17 protein-coding genes and 1 pseudogene are annotated in these 18,169 nt (G+C 71.7%); 4 read left to right on the top strand and 14 right to left on the bottom strand.

From position 1 onward, the window contains the following. Positions 1-53 precede the first annotated feature (53 nt). From ACODT5_RS07950 to ACODT5_RS07940, 3 genes and pseudogenes are all read left to right on the top strand, one after another. On the top strand, positions 54-1,313 hold the full coding sequence (locus ACODT5_RS07950; protein WP_422519592.1) for an extracellular solute-binding protein: 1,260 nt from the start codon (positions 54-56) through the stop codon (positions 1,311-1,313). Positions 1,314-1,544: 231 nt separating this feature from the next. Continuing rightward, positions 1,545-2,414, top strand: coding sequence for a GNAT family N-acetyltransferase (locus tag ACODT5_RS07945; protein ID WP_422518472.1), 870 nt, complete (start codon positions 1,545-1,547; stop codon positions 2,412-2,414). Continuing rightward, positions 2,411-2,944, top strand: a pseudogene (locus ACODT5_RS07940) (lysophospholipid acyltransferase family protein); the annotation flags it as partial. The gene ACODT5_RS07945 and the pseudogene ACODT5_RS07940, both read left to right, overlap by 4 nt. Positions 2,945-3,177: 233 nt before the next feature. On the opposite strand, the gene egtD reads toward ACODT5_RS07940, so the two are convergent. Genes egtD through egtA form a run of 4 tightly spaced genes read right to left on the bottom strand, consistent with a single transcriptional unit; the run spans position 3,178 to position 7,893 of the window. Continuing rightward, positions 3,178-4,239, bottom strand: a complete 1,062-nt coding sequence (gene egtD / locus ACODT5_RS07935) for an L-histidine N(alpha)-methyltransferase (protein WP_422518471.1) — start codon at positions 4,237-4,239, stop codon at positions 3,178-3,180. After that, the gene (gene egtC, locus ACODT5_RS07930; protein ID WP_422518470.1) at positions 4,236-5,084 is read right to left on the bottom strand and encodes an ergothioneine biosynthesis protein EgtC; all 849 of its coding nucleotides are present in this window, start codon (positions 5,082-5,084) and stop codon (positions 4,236-4,238) included. The genes egtD and egtC overlap by 4 nt, the downstream gene beginning before the upstream one ends. Further along, entirely contained in the window at positions 5,084-6,487 is a 1,404-nt protein-coding gene (egtB, locus tag ACODT5_RS07925; protein ID WP_422518469.1) for an ergothioneine biosynthesis protein EgtB, read from the bottom strand. The genes egtC and egtB overlap by 1 nt, the downstream gene beginning before the upstream one ends. After that, positions 6,484-7,893: an ergothioneine biosynthesis glutamate--cysteine ligase EgtA gene (gene egtA, locus ACODT5_RS07920; protein WP_422518468.1), complete on the bottom strand. Its 1,410-nt coding sequence runs from the start codon at positions 7,891-7,893 to the stop codon at positions 6,484-6,486. Before egtA ends, egtB begins: the two co-directional genes overlap by 4 nt. A 108-nt stretch (positions 7,894-8,001) precedes the next feature. Between egtA and ACODT5_RS07915 the strand changes: the two genes are divergently transcribed. Beyond that, on the top strand, positions 8,002-8,865 hold the full coding sequence (locus ACODT5_RS07915) for a TIGR02452 family protein (protein WP_422518467.1): 864 nt from the start codon (positions 8,002-8,004) through the stop codon (positions 8,863-8,865). A gap of 62 nt (positions 8,866-8,927) precedes the next feature. Here ACODT5_RS07915 and ACODT5_RS07910 read toward each other — a convergent pair whose 3' ends face one another. The 10 genes from ACODT5_RS07910 to ACODT5_RS07865 form a co-directional block, all read right to left on the bottom strand. Further along, the gene (locus ACODT5_RS07910; RefSeq protein ID WP_422519591.1) at positions 8,928-9,773 is read right to left on the bottom strand and encodes a dienelactone hydrolase family protein; all 846 of its coding nucleotides are present in this window, start codon (positions 9,771-9,773) and stop codon (positions 8,928-8,930) included. A 147-nt stretch (positions 9,774-9,920) separates the two neighbouring features. After that, positions 9,921-10,742, bottom strand: a complete 822-nt coding sequence (locus ACODT5_RS07905; protein WP_422518466.1) for a class I SAM-dependent methyltransferase — start codon at positions 10,740-10,742, stop codon at positions 9,921-9,923. A 196-nt stretch (positions 10,743-10,938) separates the two neighbouring features. Further along, complete coding sequence (locus ACODT5_RS07900; RefSeq protein WP_422518465.1) at positions 10,939-11,400, bottom strand: type II toxin-antitoxin system PemK/MazF family toxin; 462 nt, start codon at positions 11,398-11,400, stop codon at positions 10,939-10,941. A gap of 374 nt (positions 11,401-11,774) precedes the next feature. Further along, positions 11,775-12,812 carry a YgjP-like metallopeptidase domain-containing protein gene (locus ACODT5_RS07895; protein ID WP_422518464.1) on the bottom strand — a complete coding sequence of 346 codons (1,038 nt, stop codon included), beginning with the start codon at positions 12,810-12,812 and terminating at the stop codon, positions 11,775-11,777. A gap of 119 nt (positions 12,813-12,931) precedes the next feature. Continuing rightward, positions 12,932-13,393, bottom strand: coding sequence for a hypothetical protein (locus tag ACODT5_RS07890; RefSeq protein WP_422518463.1), 462 nt, complete (start codon positions 13,391-13,393; stop codon positions 12,932-12,934). A gap of 69 nt (positions 13,394-13,462) precedes the next feature. After that, positions 13,463-14,998: a ParB/RepB/Spo0J family partition protein gene (locus ACODT5_RS07885; RefSeq protein ID WP_422518462.1), complete on the bottom strand. Its 1,536-nt coding sequence runs from the start codon at positions 14,996-14,998 to the stop codon at positions 13,463-13,465. A 61-nt stretch (positions 14,999-15,059) separates the two neighbouring features. Beyond that, on the bottom strand, positions 15,060-15,698 hold the full coding sequence (locus ACODT5_RS07880) for a hypothetical protein (protein WP_422518461.1): 639 nt from the start codon (positions 15,696-15,698) through the stop codon (positions 15,060-15,062). 26 nt (positions 15,699-15,724) lie between these two features. After that, positions 15,725-16,084, bottom strand: a complete 360-nt coding sequence (locus ACODT5_RS07875; protein ID WP_422518460.1) for a hypothetical protein — start codon at positions 16,082-16,084, stop codon at positions 15,725-15,727. A 110-nt stretch (positions 16,085-16,194) separates the two neighbouring features. Next, positions 16,195-16,983 carry an adenine nucleotide alpha hydrolase family protein gene (locus ACODT5_RS07870; RefSeq protein ID WP_422518459.1) on the bottom strand — a complete coding sequence of 263 codons (789 nt, stop codon included), beginning with the start codon at positions 16,981-16,983 and terminating at the stop codon, positions 16,195-16,197. Further along, complete coding sequence (locus ACODT5_RS07865) at positions 16,980-18,029, bottom strand: N-6 DNA methylase (protein ID WP_422518458.1); 1,050 nt, start codon at positions 18,027-18,029, stop codon at positions 16,980-16,982. Before ACODT5_RS07865 ends, ACODT5_RS07870 begins: the two co-directional genes overlap by 4 nt. Positions 18,030-18,169 lie beyond the last annotated feature (140 nt).

Raw genomic sequence — 18,169 nt, 5'->3', positions numbered from 1 at the left:
TGCCAATTTCAAGCCATCTGAGACCAATCCCCAGAAGGTGACTCCTCGTGAAGATGCGCTTCCTTGCCGTGTCCACCGTTCTCGCGGCCGCGGCCGCGACCGCCCTCGCCGGCTGCGGCCTCACCGAGTCGGGCGGAGGTACGCAGAAGGTGACGCTCTGGCTGATGAAGGGCAGCGCCTCCGACGACTTCATAGGCCAGTTCACCAGCACCTTCGAGAAGGAACACCCGGGCGTGGACCTCGAGGTGAAGATCCAGGAGTGGAAGGGCATCGGCGACAAGGTCAACGCCGTGCTGGCCGGCACGAGCGAGGAGAGCGCCGACGTCATCGAGGTCGGCAACACCCAGGTCGCCCAGTACGTGGAGGGCGGCGGCGTCTCCGAACTCACCCTGGAAGCCCTGCGCGAGTGGGACGGCAAGGACTGGCTGAAAGGTCTCTCCGAACCGGGCAAGGTCAACGGCGCCCAGTTCGGCGTCCCGTGGTACGCCGCCAACCGCGTGGTGATCTACAACAAGGAACTCTTCGCGAACGCCGGGGTCAAGGCGCCGATCAAGACCCGCCAGGAATGGATCCAGAGCACGCAGAAGCTCAACAAGGGCAGCCAGCAGGGCATCTACCTCGCCGGGCAGAACTGGTACGTCCTCGCCGGGTTCGTCTGGGACGAGGGCGGCGAGCTCGCCGTCGAGAGCAACGGCCAGTGGTTCGGCACCCTCGACGAGGAGAAGGCCCTGGCCGGAATGGAGTTCTACAAGCAGCTCCAGGCCCTCGGCGACGGCCCCAAGGACGCCGACGAGGAGACGCCCCCGCAGTCCGACGTCTTCGCCCGCGGCGAGATCGCTCAGATCATCGCCCCGCCCGGCCAGGCCGCCGCCATCGAGGCCGCGAACCCGGACCTCAAGGGCAAGCTCGGCTTCTTCCCGATCCCCGGCAAGACCGCCGACAAGGTGGGTTCGGTCTTCACCGGCGGCTCGGACCTGATCATCCCCGAGAAGACGAAGCAGCGTAGACACGCCGTCGACGTGATCACGGCCCTGGTCAGCGAGAAGTGGCAGACCGAGCTCGCCCGCACGATGAGCTACGTACCCAACAAGAGCACCCTCGCGCACGTGGTCGCGGGCAACGACGGCGCCACGGCGATGGCCCCCGGCGCCGCCCAGGGCCGGGCCACCCCGCAGTCCCCCCGCTGGGCCGAGGTGGAGGCCGAGAACCCGATCAAGCCGTTCATGACGGCGGTCCTCACCGGTCAGGACCCGCAGAGGGCGGCGAAGGCGGCCTCCGACACCATCAGCAAGGTCCTCAGCTCCGACCGCTGACCCGGGGGCGGGAGGGGGCGGGTGGGGGCGATGGGGAGGGACGGGCGAGGGTGAGGGGGAGGTCTCCGCAGGGCCCGGCACGGCTCCGGAGGGGGCCGCCCACCAAGTTCAGCGTCCGCACATCCAAGGGCCTCAAAGCGGCCATGTCGAATCCAGCCGGTCACGGAAGAAGTAAAGAAGCCAGGCCACACACCTGCCGGCCTGGCTTCCCGTGCCGGACCAGGAGCCGTCATGACCATCGCCCCCCTGTCCCCGTCCGTCGTTCCCCCCGCGGTCGCCCCCGTCTCCGTACTCACCTCCTCCGCGGCGCCCGCTCCCGCTTCCGCCTTCACCTCTTCCGCGGCGCCCGCCCCGCACGCCGAGGAGGCCCCCGCACCCCGCTACGCCGTCCGCCTCGCCCGCAACGAGGACGAGGTGCGCGCCGCCCAGCGGCTGCGCCACCAGGTCTTCGCCGGCGAGCTCGGTGCCCGTCTCGACGGACCGGAGCCCGGCCTGGACTCCGACGCCTTCGACGCCTACTGCGACCACCTCCTCGTCGTGGACGAGGAGACCGAGCAGGTCGTGGGCACCTACCGGCTGCTGCCCCCCGAACGTGCCGCCGTCGCCGGACGGCTCTACTCCGAGGGCGAGTTCGACCTCTCCGCCCTCGCTCCCATCCGACCCGACCTGGTCGAGGTGGGCCGCTCCTGCGTCCACCCCGACCACCGCAACGGCGCCGTCATCGCGCTCATCTGGGCCGGCCTCGCCCGCTACATGGACCGCTCCGGGCACAACTGGCTCGCCGGCTGCTGCTCCATACCGCTCTCCGACGGCGGGGTGCTGGCCGCCGCCACCCGGGAGAACGTCCTCACCCGCAACCTCGCCCCCGTCGAGTACCGGGTCACCCCGCACCTCCCCTGGAGCCCCGAAGGCATCGACTTCCCCGGCCGGATGGAACTGCCCCCGCTGCTGCGCGGCTACCTGCGCCTGGGTGCCTGGGTCTGCGGCGAGCCGGCCCTCGACGCCGAGTTCGGCTGCGCCGACCTGTACGTCCTGCTCTCCCTGCGGCGCACCAACCCCCGCTACCTCAAGCACTTCCTCGCGCTCGCCCCGGCCGCATGAGCGCCTGGCTCCCGACCTCGCCCTGCACTCCCGAGGCCTGCGCCGGCCACGAGGGGCGCACGGTGAGCGTGCCGCGCGCGGTACTGCGTCTCGCCGGCGCCGTCGCCCTGGTCCTGCTCGGAATCCTGGGCGCCCCGCCGCTGAGGCTGCTGCCGGAGCGGCCCCGGCACGTGGTGGTACGGGCCTGGGCCGCCGCCCTGCTGGGCGCCTTCGGCCTGCGGATCACCGTGCACGGGACCCCCGGCCCCGGCGGCGGCCGGCTGATCGTCGCCAACCACATCTCCTGGCTGGACATCCCGCTCGTCGCCGCCGTCCTGCCCTCCCGCATGCTGGCCAAGAGCGACATCCGGAGCTGGCCGGTCCTCGGGCCGCTCTCCCGGCAGGCCGGCACCCTCTACATCCAACGCGACCGGCTGCGCACCCTGCCCGCCACCGTCGACGCCCTCGCCCGTGCCCTGGTCGACGGCGACCGCGTCACCGTCTATCCCGAGGGCTCCACCTGGTGCGGACGCGCCCAAGGGCCCTTCCGGCGGGCCGCGTTCCAGGCCGCGCTGGACGCGCGGGTACCCGTACAGCCCGTACGGATCAGCTACTTGTCCGACGGCGGGGGGACGGCCGGGGCGCCCGCCTTCGTCGGCGACGACGTGCTGACCGCCTCGCTGTGGCGGATCGCGCGGTCCCGCGGGGTCCGCGCCGAGGTGTGGCTGCTGCCGCGGATCCCGCCGGGCCGGTACGCGCACCGGCGGGACCTCGCGGCGGCGGCTCAGGCCGCGGTGCTCGCCGAACCCGCCGAACCGGCGCCCTCGTCGCGACCGGCGGCGCCGCTGCTGTCCGGCGTACCCTCCCAGCTGTCGGTGCCGATACCGTCCGCCACCGACAGGGACAGGGCGAAGCGGCCCGCCGCGTCAGTCCACCAATGCGTCAACTCCAGTCCGGCAGAAGCGAGTTCCCGGCGTACGCCCTCCTGACGGAACTTCGCCGAGATCTCCGTCAGGATCTCCTCACCCGCCTCGAAGGGCACCTCCAGATCCAGCGCCCGGACCTTCACCACCACCGGCCCGCGGGCCCGCAGTCGCATTTCGATCCACTCGTGCTCCCGGTTCCACACCGCCACGTGCTCGAAGTCGGCGGTGTGGAAATCCGCGCCCAACTCCCGGTTCACCACGGACAGCACGTTCTGGTTGAACTCGGCGGTCACCCCCTGGGCATCGTCGTACGCCGACACCAGGACGGCCGGGTCCTTCACCAGGTCCGTCCCCATCAGCAGGGCGTCCCCGGGCGACAGCATCGCCCGTACGTCCGCCAGGAACACGGCCCGCTCCGCCGGCAGCAGGTTCCCGATCGTGCCGCCCAGGAACACCACCAGCCGGGGACCGGGCGACTCCGGCAGCCGCATCGCCCGGGTGAAGTCGGCCAGCAACGCGTGTACGCGCAGGCCCGGATGCTCATCCAGCAGGATCTTCGCCGCCCCGGTCAGCGCGCTCTCGCTCACGTCCACCGGGACGTACGTGTCCAGCGCGGGCAGCGCCTCGATCAGGTGCCGGGTCTTCTCCGAGGAGCCGGAACCCAGCTCCACCAGGGTGCGGGCCCCGCTCACCGAGGCGATCTCCCGGGCCCGCTCGAGCAGGATCTCCCGCTCGGCGCGCGTCGGGTAGTACTCGGGCAACCGGGTTATCTCCTCGAAGAGTTCACTGCCGCGGGCATCGTAGAACCACTTGGGCGGCAGCGACTTGGGGGACCGGGTCAGCCCGTCGCGCACGTCCGTGCGCAGCGCCGCCTCGGCGGCGTGCTCGTCGAGGGTGCGGGTCAGCTGGAAGTCGTTCACTGGCCTTCTTCTCCTTGATGCGGCGCAAGCGGTGCGTGCGGTGCGTGCGGTGCGTGCAATGCGGGTGCGGGTGATGTGTGCGGTGGGGCGGCGGGGGTCTCCTTCAGGGAGACGAGGTCGACCCGGGTGCGGGTGGCGGTCAGCAGGGTCCGGTCGGGTACCTCGCACCAGCGCGGGTCGTCGTCGTAGGGCTCGGAGGCCACCACCGTGCGCTGCGCCGCCGCGTCGGTCAGGTACCACAGGGAATCCCCCCAGGCCGTCGCCGCGATGGCCCGGCCGTCGGTCAGCAGCAGGTTCAGCCGGGATCCCGGCGCGGCCTCGGCCAGCTCCCGGACCGTCCCGGCCAGTGCCGCACCGAGGTCCGGGTCCTTCCGCAGCCGGTGCAGGACCAGCGCCCAGATCAGCGCCGAATCCGTACGGGCTGCCAGCGACAGCAGTTCCTGGGGCGGCAGCCCGGCCGCGACCGGGGCCGCGGAGTCCGGCCAGTCCCGCAGCGACCCGTTGTGGCTGAACAGCCACAGCCCCTCCGCGAACGGGGCGGCCGCCGCCTCCCCGTCCGCCCCGGGCCGCGTGGCGTCCCGTACGGCGGCCAGCACGGCCCCGCTGCGGACCACCCGGGCGAGATCGCTGAAGGTCAGGTCGCCCCAGATCGGCCCGGCCCGGCGGTAGCGGGCGGGAACCGGGTCCCCCTCCGCGTACCAGCCGACGCCGAAGCCGTCCGCGTTGACCGTGCCGGAACGCTGGCGGCGCGGCTCCCACGACTGCCGGACCAGCGAGTGCTCGGGCTCGCTCAGCACCCTGCCGAGGCTCACGGGCGCCCCGAGGTAGGCGAGGTGACGGCACATCAGGCCTGCCCGGCGGAGTCTGCGGGGCCTGCGGGGACTGCGGGGCCTGTCGAGCGTGCGGGGCCCGTCGAGCGTGCGGGGTCTGTGGGGCCCGCGGGGCCGGCGCTGCGCGCGGTCCGGAACCCGGAGAAGATCTGCCGGCGCACCGGCAGGTCCCAGTTGCGGAACGTGCCCCGGCAGGCCACGGGGTCCACGGCGAAGGAACCGCCGCGCAGCACCTTGTGCTCGGGGCCGAAGAACACCTCCGAGTACTCGCGGTAGGGGAACGCCCGGAAGCCCGGGTAGGGGAGGAAGTCCGAAGCCGTCCACTCCCACACGTCGCCGATGAGCTGGCGCACCCCGAGCGGGGAGGCCCCGGCCGGATAGCCGCCCGCTCGGGCCGGCCGCAGGTGGCGCTGGCCGAGATTGGCGTGCTTCGGCGTGGGGTCCGCGTCGCCCCACGGGTAGCGGGTGGAGCGCCCGGCCGCCGGGTCGTGCCGGGCGGCCTTCTCCCACTCCGCCTCGGTGGGCAGCCGGCGCCCCGCCCAGCGGGCGTACGCGTCGGCCTCGTACCAGCTCACGTGCAGCACCGGCTCGTCCCCGGGCACCGGCTCGGTGACCCCGAAGCGGCGGCGCAGCCAGGTGCCGCCCTCGCGGTGCCAGAACAGCGGGGCCTCGATCCCGTGCCGGCGGATCTCCGCCCAGCCGGCGGCTTCCCACCACCGCTCCTCGCGGTAGCCGCCGTCCGCCATGAACTCCTGGTAGGCGGCATTGGTCACCGGAACGGTGTCGATCCAGAACGCCTCGACCTCGCGGACGTGCGCGGGCCGCTCGTTGTCCAGCGACCAGGGCTCGGCGGAGGTCCCCATCGTGAACGGCCCGGCGGGTACGAGCACTTCGGCCGCTGCCGGCGGAGGTCCCTGCGGGGGTTCGGGGTCGGGCGCCGCCAGCACCGGCGCGCCCTTTCGTAGCTGATGGGTGATCAGCATCGTCTCGTCGTGCTGCTGTTCGTGCTGGGCGATCATCCCGAAGACATAGCCGCCGTCCAGCAGGGCCGTGCCCTCCAAGGGGGTGCGGTCCAGCAGGTCGAAGACCCGGCCGCGGACCTCGGCGGCGTACCGGCGGGCCTCGTCGGGGCTCAGCAGCGGCAACTTCGGGCGCTCCGCACGGGGATGCTCGAAGGCGTCGTAGAGCGGGTCTATCTCGGGGTGCATCGACTCCCGGCCGGCCACGTTGCGCAGCAGCCAGAGCTCCTCCATGTTCCCGATGTGCGCGAGGTCCCAGACCAGCGGAGACATCAAGGGGGAGTGCTGGGCGGTCAGTTCGGCTTCGGTGACGGCATCGGTGAGTCCGGCCGTACGGACGCGCGCCGCGGTCAGGGCGGCGGCGGCCCGCTCGCGCAGGAGCTCCGGTTCGGCGGTCATGAGCGTGCCTCCTCGCCGGTCGGCAGGGTGTGCGGGGTCTGCTGCGCCCGGGTCTGCGCCTGCGTCTGCCTGTGTGCCGGCTTCTGCTTCCGGAGCGGGTGTGGTTCGGTCCGGTCGTCGTCGGCCGGACATCGGCCACGGGAGACGTAGCGCTCGGTGAACTCCCCGACGGTGTCGACGATGTGGCTGTCGGCTCCCAGCCGGGGCAGCGCCGAGGCCGCGGCCCGGAAGCAGGCGCGGGCGGCGGAGCGCAGCTCCGGATCGGTCAGGGCGTCGCGAGCGGCGGAGCGCCACAGTGGATTGCGCGGCGCGGGCTGGGCGCCGTAGGAGTCGGCCAGCCCCTTCGCCACCCGGTACGCGGTCTCCGCCGCCTCCGGGTCGTCGAACAGCGCGTGCGTGACGGCCACGGGTACCAGCCAGCCGTCCTCGCCGGGCTGGGCGTCGATCATCCGCAGCTCCAGATGGCCCCGGGGCCGTACCGGTGGGAAGAGGGTGGTCAGGTGGTAGTCCAGATCCCCGGCGGTCGGCGGGCGCAGGCCGTTGTCGGAGCGCAGCCAGTCGCGGAAGGTCAGCCCGCGCGGTACCGCCCAGGGCGCACGCTCCGCGCGGGTCCCTCCGGCCCCGCCCGGCCCGCCGTCCTCATCGCCCGTCCCGCAGTCTTCGGTCGTCCGCACGCACATCACCTCGGTGTCCAGCGCCTGCCGGATCCACGCACCGCGCGGCTCCGCCTCCAGGGGCGGGGCGAGGGAGCGCCGGGTGTCGATGTCGCTCCAGACCCCTTGGCGGGCGCAGCGCCAGCCGGCGTACGGGCCTTCGTGCGCGGGGGAGTTGGCGAAGGAGGCGACCAGCACCGCACCGAGGAGGTGGGCGAGCCGCCAGCGCCTGCCGTGGCCCAGCGGCCCGGGCTCCTCGTGACCGGCGTCCACGCACACCTGGACGGAGGCCGAGGCGCACATCATGGCGCGTCCGGCCGGGCCGGTGCGGTCGAAGTAGGCCTCCATGGCCTCGTACCGCGGGCTGGCCAGCATCCGCCGCAGCGGCCGGCGCGGGTCCTGGCCGAGTCCGCGCAGGGCCAGGCCCTGGTCGCGCAGGACGCCCCGGACGGCCTTCAGGTCGGACTGCAGGCCGTCGACGCAGCCGGTCAGGGAGGAGGCGGGGGCCGAGCTGAGCTCCAGCTGGCCGCCGGGCTCGACGGTGACGCGGGAGCCGAGGGGGAGGGCGCGGGCCGCATCGTGCGCGGCGGCCAGGCGTTCGTGGGAAACGGGCCGGTCGGGTCGTTCGGATTCGAACACCAGCCATTCGAGCTCCGCGCCCAGCAGGCGGGGCGGGCCGGTCTTGAAACAGATGCCGTGGATCAGTTCCTCGGCATCTTCTTCGGTCAGTCGGGTGAGTGAGTCCTGGGGCATGACGGGGCCCTCGTCTCCTGTCGTCGGTTGTGACATCACTCGTGCCTACCCGTCCCTTGGGGCACAAACCCATTGCGGGCGCCCTGCCGGAGCGCCGAAGATCGCCGTATGAGTGGCAGATTGCGCGAGATCGCGCGGGAGAACGCGGAGATCGTGGCGGCCGGGGGGTACCGGACGCGGTCGGGACGGCAGGTGTCGCTCGCCGCCGCCGTGGCGGAGGCCAAGGCAGGAACCAGGATATATGGCCCAAACCGGGTCATTCCAGGCGAACCGGCCTCGAAGGACAGCCACCGGACCGTCGTCGAGGTCACCGGCGAGAGCAGCACGGTCGCCGCCCGCCGGCTAGCCGAGGAGGTCCCGGGCACGGTCCGCACGGTCCCGGTGGCCGTCCTGAACTTCGCTTCGGCCCGGAATCCCGGGGGCGGCTACGTCCGCGGGGCCAAGGCCCAGGAGGAGGCACTCTGCCGCGCCTCGGCGCTGTACGAGACCCTCCTGGAGGCCCCGGAGTACTACGAGATCCACCGGGCCGGGGTCAGCACCTTCTACACCGACCGGGTGATTCACTCGCCCGGGGTCCCCGTCTTCCGCGACGACCGGGGCGACCTGCTGGACACCCCCTTCCGCGCCGGATTCCTCACGTCACCGGCCCCGAACGCGGGCACCATCCGCCGCCAGGAACCGGACCGCGAGCCCGAGATCCCCGCCGCGCTCGCGCGCCGCGCGGAGCTGGTGCTGGAGGTGGCCGCCCTGCACGGCTACCGGGGGCTGGTGCTGGGCGCCTGGGGGTGCGGGGTCTTCCAGAACGACCCCGCCCAGGTGGCGGAGGCCTTCCGGGGGCTGTTGACGGGGCGGTTCGCGGGCGTGTTCGAACGAGTGGTCTTCGGCGTGCTCGACCGGAAGCCGGAGACGCGGGAGACGTTCGAGCGGGTGCTGGCGGGGGTGGGGCAGGGGCAGGTCTCGGACCAGGGCTAGGGCTCGGACCAGGACCAGGACCAGGGCTAGGGCCAGGACCAGGGCTAGGGCCAGGGCCGGTCCTAGGGCCCGGGCCCGGCCTGGGCCGCGTCCGGGAGCAGGCGGGTCCGCAAGAGTTCGAGCACTTGGTCCAGAGCCGCGCGGGTGGCCTGACCGGGCCGGTCGACGAGGTGCTCGGTGAGGACGGAGTGCGGCGGCAGCACGGCTTCCGGGTTGGCGTCGGCGTCCTCCAGCTCGACGGCGACGAAGGCCTCGCCGAGCTCGCGGCGCAGGAACGCGAAACGGGCGCCGGGGGTGAGCCGGTCGCTCCTGAAGCGCAGCCCCAGCACCTGCAGGCCCTCGCGCTCGCAGCGTCCGCGGACGGTGGCGAGGTCCTCGGGGGAGATGTCGATGCCGTCCCGCCGGCGGGCGGTGATGCCCAGGGGGAGGGACGGCTGCGACAGGACCGGCACGAGGAGGTGCTCGTCGACGGCCATGGCGAGGGCGAAGCCGCCGGTCAGGCACATGCCGACGGCGCCCACGCCCGGGCCGCCGCAGCGCTTGTGCTCGTACGCGGACAGCGCGCGCAGCCAGCTCACGACGGGCGAACTCCGGCCGGTCGCCAGGACGGTGAACTCCCGGCTCACGCAGATGTTCCAGAGGCTGGACGCGGTGTACAGCGCGCCCCGCAGCAGGCCGTGGGCCGTGGGGTGGGGGTCGCGTCCGGGCGTGCCGAACAGCACCGGGAGCACGGCGGTGCAGCCCAGCGCGGCCACCCGCTCGGCGAACTCCAGCACCTTCGGGGTGATCCCGGGGATCTCCGCGATCACGATCACCGCGGGTCCGCTGCCGAGGCGCAGGACGGGACGCGTGCTGCCCCCGTGGGTGAACGCGTCGCGTTCGAAGCCCGACAGGTCATGGTCCGTCAGGTCATGGTCCGCCATGGACGACCGCCTCACTCATCTGACGCCCGCCGGCGTTCGCCGGCGTTCCGCTGACGGGAGGGACCGTACAACACCCGGACGGAGCAGGCCTACCCCCGAGTAACCAGCCGGGCGCCGGATAGCGACGGAAGCCTACGAAGCTTCGGGCGCTGCGGGTTTCCAGCCCCAGGCCGTGAGCATGCCGGGCGACAGCCCGGCGTACCCGGGGGAGTCCAGCAGCCGCAGGGCCCCGGCGAGCCGGTCCTCGTCGAGGAGCCCCGTCGCCAGCATGTCCGCCCGGGCCCGGTCCCAGGTGTCCGCCCAGAACCGGCTGATCGGGCTGCCCGGCAGCAGTGGCGGTACGTGGATCTCGGCCGCCACCGATTCCAGCCCCGCCGCCTCCAGCAGCTCGGGGTGGTGGACCACCTGCGACACGTCCGTCCCGATGCTGTCGCGCAGCCCGCGCCACATGGCCCGCATCGTGTCGGTGTACGGGGTGGGGGGCGCGGATTCCGTCGTCAGGTCCACGGCGTCGCTGATCACAAGGACTCCGCCGGGGGCGAGCAGCTCGACGAGCCGGGCGACCAGCCGCGGCCGGTCCGGCAGGTGCATGAGGACGAAGCGGGCGTGGACCAGCCGGAAGAGGCCCGGGGAGAAACCGTCCGCGGTGATGTCCGCCTGCAGCGGGGTCAGTCCCGGCACGGGGTGCGCGGCGAGGAAGCGTACGTCCCGGTCCACCGCGAGGACCTCCGCGACCCCCGCCTCCTCCAGCAGCCGGCGCGCCACCGTCCCGGTTCCCGCGCCGACGTCCAGACAGGTCCAGCCCGGGCCCACGCCCAGCTGCCGCAGCCGGGACACGGTCGTCCCGTCGTAGGTGAGGGAGCCGAGGTCGATCCGGTCCCCCTCGCCGCCGGCCTCGGGGCGGAAGACCCGCTCGCCGTAGCGTCCCGGGCCCTGGGGCCCTGTGCCGGTCATGGCCCCATTGTCGCAAGGGGGCGGGGAGAGCACACGTCGGAGAGGCGGGCCGGGAGCGGAGAGCCGGGGGCCGTACGGGAACTGGCCCCGACCGACACCCCCGCCGACGCCGAGGCGAGGGCCGGCCCTGCCTGCGGCCCGACTCCCGCCGCCGTCACGGCACAACCCCCCAGGCCCAGACCCAGGCCCGGACGGGCTAGCGCCAGCCGTACCGCTCGCGCAGCCGGTCCACGACGAGCTGGAACCGGCCCCGGTCCAGCGCGCAGGCCTCGCGCCGCATGCCGTCCTCGTGTACGCGCAGCACCCGGTCCACGTCCACCCAGGACTCCCGGCCCGCGCTGTCCCACGGCCCGGTCCCGATGGGGACCCACTCCCGGTCGTGGTCGTGCCGCTTGCTGGACAGCTGCACGGCGAGGAGCGTGCCGCTCGCCTCGCGGGCCACGACCAGCACCGGCCGGTCCTTGCCGCGCCCGTCGTTCTCCTCGAACGGAACCCAGGTCCACACGATCTCGCCGGGATCGGGATCCCCGTCGCGATCGGGGGCGTACGAGGTCTGCACGGGCCCGATGGCGTGCGGATCGGCCTCGGCGGTCGCGGTGTGCCCGTCGCGGCCGGGCTGCTCGACGTGACCGTTGCTGTGGTGTGAAAGTGCCGTCATTTAGGGGAGATTACTGGGTTTTGAGGCCCCTGTCGCACTGCCTGGGGCAGCAGTTTCGCCACGGCCCGGCGGGTGCTCCGCGAGGATTCTGTGAGCTTTCGCGGCCCTGCGGCCCTGCGGCCGCCGGCCATCCTGCCGGATGCTAGGCAGGCTCTGTCTTCGGATCGACACGTGGAGGCTTAGCCTTCCTGGCCCTTCCCTGGCTTTCCTTAGACTTCTGTCCCCCCGGTGTCCCCCGCGTCCCCCGGGAGGCCTGCTGGTGAGGGCTATGTGGGGTGGAGAGGTGGGGAACGGGCAGCTCGGGCGAGACATTCAATCGATTGACCACCTCACTTAGTTCCCGACCCCTCGGAGATATTGAGGCGATCCACGTCTCAGTCGGGGAGGACCATGCGCTGGAGGCGTACGTCCCACGTGCACTCGCGGTGGAGCCGGTTCAGGTCGTACGCCGCGTCTTCGTCGTCGGCGTTGCAGGGCTCGGCGCCGCTGGCGCCATCGCGGTAGTAGAAGCCGTACTCCTCGCACTCCTCATCGCCGGGCCAGCGTCCGGACCAGAGCGTGAGGCAGCCGGTCCCGGGGTGGTTGCAGCCGCTGCGCTGGCGTCCGGTGAGGGCGCATCGCGCGATGGTGCACCTGTCGGTGTGGAGTTGGCCGGGGTGTGCGTGGCACTTCGGGCAGGTGTCGCCCTGGGGGTTGGTGGGCGGCCCGGGTTCGGGGTCGAGCTGGAGCCGGCCGAGCCAGAGTGCTTGGAGGTGCTGGTCGAGTTCGTGGCCGTCGGCGACGGAGTGGATGTCGAGGGTGCGGTGGAGGAGTTCGCGGAGGTGGATGGCGGGGAGTTGGCTGAGGGCCCAGTGGAGGGTGAGGCTTCCGTCCTTGTGGCGGGTGATCCATCGGGTGCGGGCGCGCCAGGACACCTTGAGTTCGATGTCCGGCTTCGTGGTGAGTTGTGTGATGCGGCGGCCGTGATTTTTCAGCCATTCTCGGGTCTCGTTGGCGTAGAGATTGATGAGGGTTCGGCGGGCATCGTCCTCGTTTGTCGCGGCGTGCTGGCGGAGGTCGATGGTGGGGCCGAGGTCGGGGTGGGTGTAGGCGATGGCGGCGCTGGCGCCGGCCTCCTGCCGGGTGATGCGGAGGGTGTGGAGGCGGCCGAAGAAGGGGAAGGTTTCGCCGTTCTTGATGGCTTTGGTCGGGTTGTCGGGTGCGGTCTCGCAGAGGTGGGTGAGCTGGCGGTATATCCAGCGGCGTCGGCGGTTGACGAGGTCGTGGGCTTCGTCGTCGGTGGTGGTGTCGGGGCCTCGGACGATGATGTTGCCGGTGCTGGCTACGTCGAGTTCGAGGGTGGTTCGGTTGCTGGTGCGGATGGTGACGGAGACGCCGCTGATGTTGATGGTGCGTTCCTTCAAATAGGTCATTGCGCATCTTCCGGTTGGGGTGGGTTTTGGTGAGGGTTTGCGGTGGTGCCCCTCCCGTTCATATCTAAATTCTACTATGAACGGGAGGGGGGTCAACTGGGCTTGAAGAACGACTTCCCCTACCTGCCTCTCGCCGTCGCCTCGGCTTCGGCGAGGCGCGCACGCGCCGCCTTCAGCGCACGTCGGGTCTCCGCGAGCTTGGCTGCCCGCCGTATCTCGAGGTCCCGGAGTCTGGCCACCTGCCTCTCGCAGCGCTCCAGGTGCGCCGCGTCGATGACGGCGCCAGGCCTGTGCGGCGAAGGGGCCCTCCGCGGGGTGACCGTCGAACCCCTCAGCTCCGCGAATTCCATGAACTCGAACTCCACCACGTACTTGGTTCGGCGGGTCTTTGGGCCTGTCTCCAGGACGAGCTTGGGGAAGTCGGCGTGCCGGGCTGCCCAGTTACTGACTGCCGACCGGGTCACTCCGGCGATCTTGGCGCCGGCCGCGAGGTGGATGAGTTCCTTCTCCCTGCCCTGGAACTCAGGCCGGTGCCAGGTCGCGGGCATGGTGCTGTCCGTGGTGTTCGCGTTCTCGTTCATGGTCTGCCTTCGGGTATGCGCCCGGCGGCGGCCTCGATGAGGCCGCCGGCGGAGAGGTGGGGGAGGGGGCTACTTGGACTTCTTCGGGCGGGGCTTGTACTTCTTGATGCCCTCGGCCAGGACCTCGGTCTCGACCTCGCTCAGCTTGTAGCCCTGCTCCTTGAGGAACGACAGCCAGGTCACCGTGTCCTGATCGATGTTGCGCCACGCGCCGTCGTGCATGACCTCGCTCTCGAACATCGCTGCCACCTGGGCCAGCAGCAGGCGCCAGCGCCGCGTCTTCGCCGTGGTGGCGATCACCGGCCCGTACGGGTTGGCCACGCGGTCCCAGTGGCCGCGCCCTTCGTTGGGGTCCGCCATGTTGAGGAAGGAGCTGATCAGATCGGTCTTCGGGCGTGAGGCCGCCCGGCCGTAGTTGGCGGAGGTCCCTGTGATCGTGGACAGGATCAGCGTCCACGTCGCGTCATTGGCCTCGCCGCCGGCCGCGCAGAGCTGGCCGATGTACTCGCGGCGCACGTCGCGGGCTGTCCTCCAGGCCTTGTTGTAGCGCCGGACCTTGCGGACGGCCTCCAGCATCTCCGGCGTCGACTTGGGGGCCTTGGCCGCTGCGGACGCGGAGCCGGTGAGTTCGTGGTCGTACCGCTTCCAGTCCGCGCACAGCCACTCCACCTCGGTGTCGCCGGGGACCAGGGCGACCGCGTGGCCGGGGCACTCCTGGTGCAGTTCGGCCGTCATGGTGTTCCCGATGTCGCTGACGAGGTCGCTGAGGCGGCGCGAGGTGCCGTGCTCGCGGTTCGCGTTCCAAGCGACGACCGGGATGCCCTTGGCCTTGAAGTCCTCGATGAGGCGGGCCCGCTCCTCCTCGTCCTTCTGCTTCTGACGGAGCTCGGCGAGGGCGTGTGCCCAGTGGCCGCGTGAGGAATCGCCTGCCTCCGTGTCCTTCCTCTTGGCGCCCTTGAGGGTGGTCAGGGCTCCCCCGAGGGTCTCGACGGAGTGGTAGTCGGCCATCTCCACCAGGTCGAAAGCGGCGGCGTTGGCTTCGCGCAGCGCGCGTTCGCTGAGCTTGGCCGCCTGCGGGGCGGCGGCGACCTCCTCGGGCTTGATGCCCAGGGCGCGGGCGGCGCGCTTCTTACGCAGTTTGCCGACAGGCATGAGGGACAGCTGTTCTGCGGCGTCGAGGACATCGAGGGTGGTCGCCTGGCGGCGGTGGACGTTCTCGATGACGGACAGGGCCAGGGCCTCGTCGTCCACGTCGCGGAGGTCCTCGCGGACGATGGCCGGCACGAGGCGGATCGGCTGTCCGGCTTCTATGGCTCGCTCGGCGGCGATGATCGCAGCCTTCATGCGGCGCTGGCCGAAGACGACGCCGAGGGCGCCGTCCTGCGCGCCGGTCTGCGGGCGCAGGAGCAGGGGGGCGTTGACGCCGAACTCCACGATGGAGTCGATGAGTGCCTGGTCGGGCTCGGTGCCGTTGTCGTCCTCACCTCGGGTCTTGCGGTGGTTGAACGGGTCGATCACCAGCTCGCGGGGGTCGTACCAGCCGAAGTGGCCTTCGTAGGCGGCGATGGTGGTGGGGGTGGTGGGCTCGATCGCGGTAGCGGTCATGGTTTTCGTCCTTACGGGTTGGCGTGCGGGCGGGGTCGCCGCCCGCACCGGTGGGGTCTTGTCAGGCGCTGGTGGTCGTGGTCGTGCGGGTCGTCGCGCGCTTGGTGGCCCTGGGGGCCCCGGCGGCCTTGGCGGTGTGGCGCGCTGTGGTGGGCTTCGCCGCTGTGGCTGCCTTCTTCGGCTTGGCCGCGGGGGCCTTCCTGGCCTTCGCCGGGGGCTTCGCAGCGGGCGGGGCCGTGGGCGTGGTGTCGGTGGGCGGGTCGCTCGGCTTGGCGGTCTCGTTGACGGTCGGGGTGTCCTGCGCGGGCTCGTTGCCGGCCGGGGCCTGCTCGGTGTCCGCGTCCGGCGGCGGGTGGGGGGTTCCGCTCTGCTGGAGCTTGGGGCGGTGGCCGTCGAGGGCGGGGAGCAGGCGGTTCTCGATGGCCTTGAGGAGGGTGTCGCTGGTGGCTTCGGAGTCGCTGAAGACGGCTCCCGCGTTGTAGGTGGGCTGGCCTTCCATGCGCAGGGAGGTCTGGGCGCCGACGCCGTCCCACAGCCGTCGCACGCTGATGGTGTGACCTGCGGTGTGGTCGAAGCTGATGGCTTCGGTGTCGGTGGTGTCGTCGGACTTCGTCCAGGTGTCGCCGAGCCGGGCGGCGATCAGGTCGCTCAGGATGTAGAGGTCGACGAGGGACAGGCGGGGTGCGGTGTCGGTGCTCATGTGGCCTTCTCCGAAGGGTGGTTGGTCTAGCGGGGCTGGCAGGCTGCGCGGATGGTCTCGGCGGCGTCGTGGGGCAGGCCGGTGAGGGCTCCGGCGGCCGTGTATCCGGCGAAGACGACCTCGCCCTGAATCAAGTGCGGGAGTGTCGCGGCGAGTTCGTCTACGGCGCGGGCGGCGTGGAGGTTGGGTTCCTGCCAGTCGCGGTGGGCGCGGGCCAGGATCACGATGTCGGGGTCGGTGGGCTGCCGGATGAAGTCGACGGCCTGGATGTTGTCCAGGAGGGCGCGGCCGATGATCCGGATCTGCTGGTCGCGGACGGTGCCGATGTCCAGCTCGCGGATGTTGCCGTTGAGGTCGATCCGCAGTGCGATCTCCGGTCCGGTCACGGTGTGCTCCTCCTGGTTGTGGCTGGTGGCTTCCCCCTCAGCGCATACCTAAATTCTACTATGTATGAGGGGGGTGTCAATCACATCACCGCAGGTCAGGGGTGGGGTGGCTAGGTCATGCACCAGCCGGAATCGCAGCCGACATCCATCGGCAGCTCCTCCTGCGCCGCCGTCACCGCCTCCGCCAGAGGGTGGCCGGTCCGCGTCAGGAACACCGGGTCGCGATCCAGGGCGGCCCGCCGGGCGATCAGCGTCTCTTCCAGCTCGCAGGCGCGCTCGAACAGCACCGGTCGGTCTCGGAGTAGCTCGGACCAGCCAGCCAGGGACTTCAGCGGGCAGAACCAGCACGCCGACTTCGACGGAAGTTCGAGACCCTCCTCGGCGATGACGGATAGGCAGTCCGTCCGGCGCATCCGCAGGTCCAGCAGGGGGTAGGTGATCCGCTCGTACTTCTCGACGTGCCGGTTCGAAGCCCGGCTGATCTCGTCCAGGGAGATCCCGATACCCACCTCCGCGGGCGTGCCCGGGCCGGCGCCGCGCTCGCGCAGCCACCTGCCCGTCACCGAGATCTTGAAATCCTTGGTGCACGAGCGAGTCCCCGGGGCCCCGTTCGACATCCGTACGGGGATCGGCAAGGACCGCGACCCCGGTTGCATCAGCCGCCCCCACAACGTCTCACGCCGCCCCGGACGTGTGATCCGATCCAGGACATGCAGGTCGAGGCCGTGCGCGCGGGCGTACGGGGCGGCGACCCTCTCCACATAGTCCAGCGTGCGTGGATCCTCGCTGTCCTCACCGACGTTGGCGAAGAGGAAGGTGCGGTGCGGGATCTGGCGGCGGGCCGCGAGGACCATCAGCCCGATGCTCTGGGCGCCGCCACCGAAGCTGATCGCCTTCACGCTGCCACGACCTGCTCGAACAGCTGCTGCGTCCGCCGGATCCCGGCGATTATGCGCGCCTTGCCCAGCATCTCGTCGCGGTGGGCTATCACGGCGCACGCCTGGGCCTGGGCGTCCTCGACGGCGCGCGGGTTCGACAGTGCGTTGTCGCAGGCCACGGTCACCCGCATGCCCATGCCCCAGACGATCATGTTGACGGCCGCGCAGGCGGCGGCGATCTTGTCCACGTCGACCATCGACCACTGGAAGTCGGCAGGGTCGAAGCCGAGACGGCGAAGCCGCTGGGCGGCCGCGCGCAGCAAGCCGCCACTCCCGCCGGCCGGGTCGTGGATGTGCTGGCCCGCCTCCGGCTTCTTCGCCTCCATCGACACCATGACCGCCACCTCGGCCAGCCCGTCGGCCACCGCCGGTGGGGTGTGGTACTCGCCGAGGCCCTGCTGGGCGCTGTTGCTGGGCAGCAGCATCATCACGTGCGACAGGGTGTCGGTGTGGGTCCGCTCGTACGGGTCGGCGTGCCCGGTCAGGTCGAGGATGCCGCCCTTCAGGGCGGCTTGCGTGACGGCCCGGACGGCGTAGATGCGGTGGTCGTCGACCGTCCTTTCGTCGTTGAGCCACTCGTGGAGGATGCGGGCCCGCTCGATGAGGTCGGGCCGGTGCATCCAGTGCTGCGCCCAGATCTGGCGGTACATCTCGATCAGTTCTCCGCCGTTCAGGGCGAGGATCTGTGCCTTGAGGTCCGGTCCGGCGGAGTCCTTCTGCCGCACAAGGGCGAGGGCGGCCACGAGGCCGATCGGAACGGCGATGTCCGGGCCGCCGTGTGCCCGGTTCCACGCCCCGGTGACGGCCTCACCGAGGGCGAAGGCTTTGGAGTGGAGATCGTGCGTCCCTGCGGGCTTCGGCCTGGGCTCGGACCGAAGCGGCGGAGTCGCGGAAGCGGTTGAGGTGGGAGCGGGCCGCGAAAGCGGGGTCGGCTTGGCTGCGAAGGTCTGAGGCACCGGCGAGGGCTCGGGCTCGGCGTTCGCGAAGAGATCCAGTTGGAGGGACACGGCTTCTCCTTGGTGAGGGGGTGCTGAAACGGGGCGACCCGCCCCGCCGGGGAGGCGGGGCGGGTCGGGAGTAGGAGGGGGGTCCCCTCCAACTCGTATCTGAATTCTACTATGAATGAGGGGAGGGGTAACCCTCCCCG

The organism is Streptomyces tatrensis, assembly GCF_049310065.1.
Taxonomy (GTDB): domain Bacteria; phylum Actinomycetota; class Actinomycetes; order Streptomycetales; family Streptomycetaceae; genus Streptomyces.
This window is presented reverse-complemented; position numbering and strand designations above follow the sequence as displayed.

Excerpts from the sequence above, each read along its gene's own strand:
- ACODT5_RS07895 (WP_422518464.1), bottom strand. The coding sequence starts at position 12,812 with ATGACCTATTTGAAGGAACGCACCATCAACATCAGCGGCGTCTCCGTC.
- ACODT5_RS07885 (WP_422518462.1), bottom strand. The coding sequence starts at position 14,998 with ATGACCGCTACCGCGATCGAGCCCACCACCCCCACCACCATCGCCGCC.
- egtC (WP_422518470.1), bottom strand. The coding sequence starts at position 5,084 with ATGTGCCGTCACCTCGCCTACCTCGGGGCGCCCGTGAGCCTCGGCAGG.
- ACODT5_RS07900 (WP_422518465.1), bottom strand. The coding sequence starts at position 11,400 with ATGACGGCACTTTCACACCACAGCAACGGTCACGTCGAGCAGCCCGGC.
- egtB (WP_422518469.1), bottom strand. The coding sequence starts at position 6,487 with ATGACCGCCGAACCGGAGCTCCTGCGCGAGCGGGCCGCCGCCGCCCTG.
- ACODT5_RS07950 (WP_422519592.1), top strand. The coding sequence starts at position 54 with ATGCGCTTCCTTGCCGTGTCCACCGTTCTCGCGGCCGCGGCCGCGACC.
- egtA (WP_422518468.1), bottom strand. The coding sequence starts at position 7,893 with ATGCCCCAGGACTCACTCACCCGACTGACCGAAGAAGATGCCGAGGAA.
- ACODT5_RS07915 (WP_422518467.1), top strand. The coding sequence starts at position 8,002 with ATGAGTGGCAGATTGCGCGAGATCGCGCGGGAGAACGCGGAGATCGTG.
- ACODT5_RS07945 (WP_422518472.1), top strand. The coding sequence starts at position 1,545 with ATGACCATCGCCCCCCTGTCCCCGTCCGTCGTTCCCCCCGCGGTCGCC.
- ACODT5_RS07890 (WP_422518463.1), bottom strand. The coding sequence starts at position 13,393 with ATGAACGAGAACGCGAACACCACGGACAGCACCATGCCCGCGACCTGG.
- ACODT5_RS07880 (WP_422518461.1), bottom strand. The coding sequence starts at position 15,698 with ATGAGCACCGACACCGCACCCCGCCTGTCCCTCGTCGACCTCTACATC.
- ACODT5_RS07905 (WP_422518466.1), bottom strand. The coding sequence starts at position 10,742 with ATGACCGGCACAGGGCCCCAGGGCCCGGGACGCTACGGCGAGCGGGTC.